This is a genomic window from Candidatus Arthromitus sp. SFB-turkey, from assembly GCF_001655775.1.
Taxonomy (GTDB): domain Bacteria; phylum Bacillota; class Clostridia; order Clostridiales; family Clostridiaceae; genus Dwaynesavagella; species Dwaynesavagella gallinarum.
Genome location: NZ_LXFF01000017.1, coordinates 65284 through 71372, shown reverse-complemented (window position 1 = coordinate 71372; position 6089 = coordinate 65284). Strand labels below are relative to the sequence as shown.

Annotated in this window: 13 protein-coding genes; all 13 read left to right on the top strand. The window is 30.9% G+C overall.

Annotated elements, in window-relative coordinates:
• Positions 1 to 264 precede the first annotated feature (264 nt).
• Complete coding sequence (rpsJ, locus tag A6P36_RS03695; RefSeq protein WP_066761116.1) at positions 265 to 576, top strand: 30S ribosomal protein S10; 312 nt, start codon at positions 265 to 267, stop codon at positions 574 to 576.
• Positions 577 to 637: 61 nt separating this feature from the next.
• Positions 638 to 1276, top strand: coding sequence for a 50S ribosomal protein L3 (gene rplC, locus A6P36_RS03690; protein ID WP_066761114.1), 639 nt, complete (start codon positions 638 to 640; stop codon positions 1274 to 1276).
• 22 nt (positions 1277 to 1298) lie between these two features.
• Positions 1299 to 1925 carry a 50S ribosomal protein L4 gene (gene rplD / locus A6P36_RS03685; protein WP_066761112.1) on the top strand — a complete coding sequence of 209 codons (627 nt, stop codon included), beginning with the start codon at positions 1299 to 1301 and terminating at the stop codon, positions 1923 to 1925.
• Complete coding sequence (gene rplW / locus A6P36_RS03680) at positions 1922 to 2218, top strand: 50S ribosomal protein L23 (RefSeq protein WP_066761111.1); 297 nt, start codon at positions 1922 to 1924, stop codon at positions 2216 to 2218. Before rplD ends, rplW begins: the two co-directional genes overlap by 4 nt.
• Positions 2219 to 2246: 28 nt before the next feature.
• Positions 2247 to 3074: a 50S ribosomal protein L2 gene (gene rplB / locus A6P36_RS03675; RefSeq protein WP_066761107.1), complete on the top strand. Its 828-nt coding sequence runs from the start codon at positions 2247 to 2249 to the stop codon at positions 3072 to 3074.
• A 30-nt stretch (positions 3075 to 3104) separates the two neighbouring features.
• Positions 3105 to 3383: a 30S ribosomal protein S19 gene (gene rpsS / locus A6P36_RS03670; RefSeq protein ID WP_066761105.1), complete on the top strand. Its 279-nt coding sequence runs from the start codon at positions 3105 to 3107 to the stop codon at positions 3381 to 3383.
• A gap of 23 nt (positions 3384 to 3406) precedes the next feature.
• Positions 3407 to 3745, top strand: a complete 339-nt coding sequence (gene rplV, locus A6P36_RS03665; protein ID WP_066761103.1) for a 50S ribosomal protein L22 — start codon at positions 3407 to 3409, stop codon at positions 3743 to 3745.
• A 16-nt stretch (positions 3746 to 3761) separates the two neighbouring features.
• Complete coding sequence (rpsC, locus tag A6P36_RS03660; RefSeq protein WP_066761101.1) at positions 3762 to 4430, top strand: 30S ribosomal protein S3; 669 nt, start codon at positions 3762 to 3764, stop codon at positions 4428 to 4430.
• A gap of 18 nt (positions 4431 to 4448) precedes the next feature.
• Complete coding sequence (gene rplP, locus A6P36_RS03655) at positions 4449 to 4880, top strand: 50S ribosomal protein L16 (RefSeq protein WP_066761099.1); 432 nt, start codon at positions 4449 to 4451, stop codon at positions 4878 to 4880.
• Between the two features lie 5 nt (positions 4881 to 4885).
• A complete protein-coding gene (rpmC, locus tag A6P36_RS03650) occupies positions 4886 to 5095 on the top strand; it encodes a 50S ribosomal protein L29 (RefSeq protein WP_066761097.1) in 210 nt (69 codons plus the stop codon).
• A 21-nt stretch (positions 5096 to 5116) separates the two neighbouring features.
• Positions 5117 to 5371 carry a 30S ribosomal protein S17 gene (gene rpsQ / locus A6P36_RS03645; RefSeq protein ID WP_066761095.1) on the top strand — a complete coding sequence of 85 codons (255 nt, stop codon included), beginning with the start codon at positions 5117 to 5119 and terminating at the stop codon, positions 5369 to 5371.
• A 16-nt stretch (positions 5372 to 5387) separates the two neighbouring features.
• Positions 5388 to 5756 carry a 50S ribosomal protein L14 gene (gene rplN, locus A6P36_RS03640; RefSeq protein ID WP_066761093.1) on the top strand — a complete coding sequence of 123 codons (369 nt, stop codon included), beginning with the start codon at positions 5388 to 5390 and terminating at the stop codon, positions 5754 to 5756.
• Positions 5757 to 5771: 15 nt separating this feature from the next.
• Entirely contained in the window at positions 5772 to 6080 is a 309-nt protein-coding gene (rplX, locus tag A6P36_RS03635) for a 50S ribosomal protein L24 (RefSeq protein WP_066761092.1), read from the top strand.
• The last annotated feature ends 9 nt before the right edge of the window (positions 6081 to 6089 follow it).

Sequence of the window (6089 nt, the reverse complement as noted above, 5' to 3'; positions counted from 1 at the left end):
TGGAAGAACTGTAGGTTCTGGGGTTGTTTCTAAAATAAATAAATAATGGGTTTGAATAAAAAATGGAGACTAGTTAATTTTTCTAGTCTCGTTTGCTTTGAATATAGTAAAAATAGTTATTGAGTTGTATTTTTATTTATAGTATAATTAGGTAGTTATGTGTATATAAGAAATATTTTATATATTTTAGGTAAGTGAGATTTTTATTTCAAATTTATATGTTGAATTAAAAAAATAAAGATATATATTGAAGGAGGGAAAAAGATGAGCTTAAAACAAAAAATAAGAATAAAGTTAAAAGCGTTTGATCATGTTATGCTTGATAGTGCTGTTTTAAAAATTGTTGAAACTGCAAATGGCACTGGAGCAAAAGTATGTGGGCCAATTCCGCTTCCAACAAGGAAGGAAAAAGTTACTATTTTAAGATCTCCACATAAAGATAAAGATTCAAGAGAACAGTTTGAAATTAGAACACACAAAAGATTGATAGATATAGTTAATCCTACGCCTAAAACTGTTGATGCTTTAATGAGATTAGATATTCCAACAGGTGTAGATATAGAACTTAAGTTATAAGATTATTTTTATGATTGATTGATTTATGATTATCAATCCGCTCGTAAAAGGAGGAAAATTTATGAAGAAGTCGTTACTTGGTCAAAAAGTAGGAATGACGCAAATTTTTACTGAAGATGGTAATATGATACCAGTGAGTGTTATAGTAGCTGATCCGAATGTTGTTGTTCAAGTTAAAACAACTGATAAAGAAGGATATGATGCTATACAGGTTGGATATGGTGTTATAAGGGATAAACTTGTTAATAGTCCTCAAAAAGGACATTTTAAGAAAGCAGGAATTCAGTTCAAAAGACATTTAAGGGAATTTAGATTAGAAGATTGTTCTTCATATAATATTGGAACAGAAATAGATGTTAATATTTTTTCGCAAGGTGAAAAAGTAGATGTTATTGGTGTTTCGAAAGGGAAAGGGTTTCAAGGAACTATAAAAAGATGGAATGGTCATAGGGGACCTATGTCACATGGTTCTAAATTTCATAGATCTGTTGGTTCTATGGGTGCTTCTTCTGATCCATCAAGGACATTTAAGAATAAAAAAATGCCAGGTAGAATGGGTGGAAGAAAATGTACAGTTCAAAATCTTGAGATTGTTAAAATTATTCCAGAAAAAAATGTTATTTTGATAAAGGGATGTATACCTGGCCCTAATAAATCTATAGTTCAGATTAGAGATTGTGTTAAAAAAGGTGATATTTAAATTGATGGAAGGAGGAAATTAAATGTCTAAGTTAGCTATATATAATATAGATGGTGAAAAAGTTGGAGAATTAGAACTTTTAAAAGAAGTGTTTGATGTTGAAATTAAAGAATATGCTGTACATCAAGTTGTAGTTGCACAACTTGCTAATAAGAGACAAGGAACTCAGTCAGCTAAAACTAGAGCTGAAGTTTCTGGTGGTGGTAAAAAGCCTTGGAGGCAAAAAGGTACAGGAAGAGCTAGACAGGGATCTATAAGATCGCCTCAATGGATACATGGTGGTGTAGTGTTTGCTCCAAAACCAAGAGATTATCGAATGAATATTTCTAAGACTTTAAGAAAAGTTGCTATTAAGTCTGTTTTGACAAGTAAAGTTAGAGAAGATAATATGTTAGTTTTAAATGACATTAGTTTTGATGCTCCTAAAACTAAAAATATGGTTAAAGTTTTGAATAACTTAAATGTGGATAGTAAACTTTTATTAGTTACAGAAAACGTTAATAAAAATGTTTACAGATCTAGTACTAATTTACAGGATGTTAAGGTTATACCTGTGAATAATATTAATGTTTATGATTTGTTAAGATATGAAAAACTTATAATAACTCAAGGTGCAGTTAAAAGACTTGAGGAGGTGTATTGTAGTTGAAGTTAACTAATTATGATATAATTATTAGACCTGTTATAACAGAAAAAAGCATGTCTCTTATGAGTGAAAGAAAGTATACTTTTATAGTTCATAAAGATGCAAATAAAATTCAGATAAGAAATGCTATTGAAAAAATATTTGATGTTGAAGTAGATAGAGTATTTACAATGAATTACATAGGTAAGAAAAAGAGAGTTAGATTTCATCAAGGGAAAAGATCAGATTTTAAGAAAGCTATAGTACAGCTTACGGTAAATAGTAAATCGATAGAGTTTTTTAATTCTATGCAGTAATTAGTTTTGAAAAAAGGAGGAAGAGATTTTGGGAGTAAAAAAATTAAATCCTACTACCCCTTCACGTAGAAATATGACTGTTAATTCTTATGAAGAGATAACTGTAAGTAAACCAGAAAAATCTCTAGTATATGGATTAAAGAAAAGTGGTGGAAGGAATTCTCAAGGTAAGATAACCGTTAGACATAGAGGCGGCGGAAATAAAAGAAAATATAGAATTATAGATTTTAAAAGAAATAAAGATGGTATTGTTGGTATTGTAAAAACTATTGAATACGATCCAAATAGATCAGCATTTATATCGTTAATTTCTTATCTAGATGGAGAAAAAAGATATATATTAACACCTAATGGATTGAAAGTTGGGGATAAAATAGTATCAGGAAAAGATGTTGATATAAAACCAGGAAATTGTTTGCCGTTGAGTGATATACCAGTTGGTACTATGGTTCATAATATAGAGCTTAAAAAAGGTAAAGGTGGTCAGATAGTTAGATCTGCAGGATTATCTGCTCAACTTATGGCAAAAGAAGGTGATTATGCAACATTAAGATTGCCTAGTGGTGAAATGAGATATGTGAGAATTGAATGTAGGGCAACTATTGGGGTGTTGTCAAATGAATCTCATTCTATAATTAGTATAGGTAAAGCTGGCAGGAATAGACATAAGGGTATTAGACCAACTGTTAGAGGATCAGTAATGAATCCATGCGATCACCCACATGGTGGTGGAGAAGGAAGAAGTCCTATTGGTAGACCAAGTCCAGTGTCACCTTGGGGTGTGCCAACTTTAGGATATAAAACTAGAAAAAATAAGAAATATTCTAAAAATTTAATAATTAGAAGAAGAAAGTAATTTTTAATTTATGGAAGGGAGGTTTTAAATTTGGGTAGATCTACTAAAAAGGGGCCATTTATTCAAAAGGTTTTATTAGATAGAATATTAGAGATGAATAAAAATGGAGAAAAGAAGGTTATAAAAACTTGGTCTAGAAGTTCCACAATATTTCCTGAAATGATAGGTCATACTATTGGTGTTCATGATGGAAGGAAGCACGTTCCTGTATATATAACTGAGGATATGGTTGGACATAAATTAGGAGAATTTGCTTTAACGCGGACTTATAAAGGTCATGTTGATCAAAAAACATCTAGAGTTAGATAAAAAAATGAAAGGAGTTGATGGTTTTGGATTCAAAAGCTGTGGCTAAATATATAAGAATGTCACCTACTAAGATAAATATTGTTTTGAATGTTATTAGAGGCAAATCAGTTAAGGATGCGTATTCTTCTTTAGTATGTATTGATAAGAGAGCTTCTAAAGTTATAGAAAAAGTTTTAAAATCTGCTGTTGCTAATGCTGAAAATAATAATGGACTTGATGGAAATTCTCTTATTGTAAAGGAAGCCTATGTAAATAATGGTCCAATACTTAAGAGATTTAGACCTAGAGCACAAGGAAGAGCTTTTAGAATTAACAAAAGAACAAGTCATATTACTGTAATTGTAGGAGAAAATACAAAATAAAGGAGGTTTAATTTAAATGGGTCAAAAGGTTAATCCACATGGTTTAAGAGTTGGAGTAATTAAAGATTGGTCTTCTAAGTGGTATGCTGATAAAAAGGATTTTGCACGATTTTTGAATGAAGACTTTAAAATAAGAAAGCTTTTGAAGAAAAAATATTATTCTGCGGGTATATCTAGGATAGATATAGAAAGAAGTGTAAAGAAAATTAAGTTGAGTATATATACTGCTAAGCCTGGAGTTATAATTGGTAAAGGTGGAGCAGGAATTGAGCTTGTGAAATCAGAAGTTCAAAAAATTGATTCTACTAACAGTACAATAATTGTGAATATTGTAGAGGTTAAAGTGGTAGATATGGATGCGCAGTTAGTTGCTGAAAATATAGCTTTGCAATTAGAGAGACGTGTATCTTTTAGAAGAGCTATGAAGCAAGCTATGCAAAGAACTATGAAAATGAAAGCTCTTGGAATCAAAACTGCTGTTTCTGGTAGACTTGGTGGAGCAGATATTGCTAGAACTGAGCATTATCATGAGGGAACTATACCGTTGCAAACATTAAGAGCTGATATAGATTATGGTTTTTCTGAAGCGGATACTACCTATGGTAAATTAGGAGTTAAAGTGTGGATATATAGAGGAGAAATATTATCTAATAAAAATGTAGTGAGTAATAAAGAAAAAATATAGAAGGGAGGAGATTGTAGTATGTTAATGCCTAGAAGAGTTAAGTATCGTAGGGTTCAAAAGGGAAGAATGAGAGGTAATTCTAAAGCAGGTGTTAAAATTGCTTACGGGGATTATGCTTTAGTTGCTATGGGTAGTTCGTGGATTACTAGTAATCAAATAGAGTCTGCTAGAATTGCGATTAACAGATATATTAAAAGAGGTGGTAAGTTACATATTAAAATATTTCCTCATAAATCTGTTACTAAAAAACCAGCTGAAGTTCGTATGGGGTCAGGAAAAGGAGCGCCTGAGTATTTTGTTGCTATAGTTAAACCAGGTAGAATAATGTTTGAATTGTCGGGAGTATCTGAAGAACTTGCGAGAGAAGCGATGAGATTAGCATCTCATAAGTTACCTGTAAAAACTAAATTTTTAACTAGAAAAGATTTTAATGAAATGAGTGGTGAATAAAATTTATGAAAACTAGAGAATTAGATGAAATAAGACATTTAGATTTACATGAAATGAATAATAAGCTTATGGATTTGAAATCTGAGCTTTTTAATTTAAGGTTTCAATTAGCTGTTGGTCAATTAGAAAATTCTATGAGAATTAGAGAAGTTAAAAAATCTATTGCGCAGGTTAAGACTGTTATTAGAGAAGAGGAAATAAAACAATTGAGATAATCTATAAAAGGAGGTTTTTAAGTGGAAAGAAATTCTAGAAAAGTTAAAGTTGGAATAGTTGTTTCTGATAAGATGCAAAAGACTATAGTGGTTGCTGTTGAAGGTAAGAAAAAACATCCATTATATGGTAAAGTTCTTAAAGTTACAAATAAATTTAAAGCTCATGATGAAAATAATGATGCAAAAGTTAATGATAAGGTTTTGATAATGGAGACTAGACCACTGTCAAAACAAAAAAGATGGAGATTGGTTGAAGTGTTGGAACGAGCTAAATAAATAAGGGGAGATAAAGATGATACAAGAGTTAAGTAGATTAAAGGTTGCTGACAATACAGGCGCCAAGGAAGTCATGTGTATAAGAGTTTTAGGTGGTTCAAGAAGGAAAAGTGGAAATATTGGAGATATTATAGTTGCGAGTGTTAAAAATGCATCACCAGGAGGTGTTGTAAAAAAGGGAGATGTAGTTAAAGCTATAATTGTAAGAACTGTTAAAGGTGTGAGACGTTCAGATGGATCTTATATAAGATTTGACGATAACGCAGTTGTTATATTGAAAGATGATGGACAGCCAAGAGGTACAAGGGTTTTTGGACCAGTTGCGAGAGAATTAAGAGAAAAAGATTGTATGAAAATACTTTCTTTAGCTCCGGAAGTTTTATAGTTTGGAGGTGGTAAAATGCATGTAAAGAAAAATGATACGGTTTTAGTTATATCTGGAAAAGATAAAGATAAAATAGGTGAAGTTTTAAATGTTAATCCTAAAAAAAATACAATAATTGTTAGCGGTATTAATATTGTAACAAAGCATAAAAAGCCAAATCGTGAAAATATGCAAGGTGGAATATTAAAAGTTGAAGCTCCTATTAATGCTTCTAAGGTTATGCTTTATTGCAATGATTGTAAAAAAACTACTAGGATAAAACATGAGTTTTTGGATGATGGAAGTAAAGTGAGAGTTTGTAGACACTGTAAGAAAAAAATATAATTTGAAAGG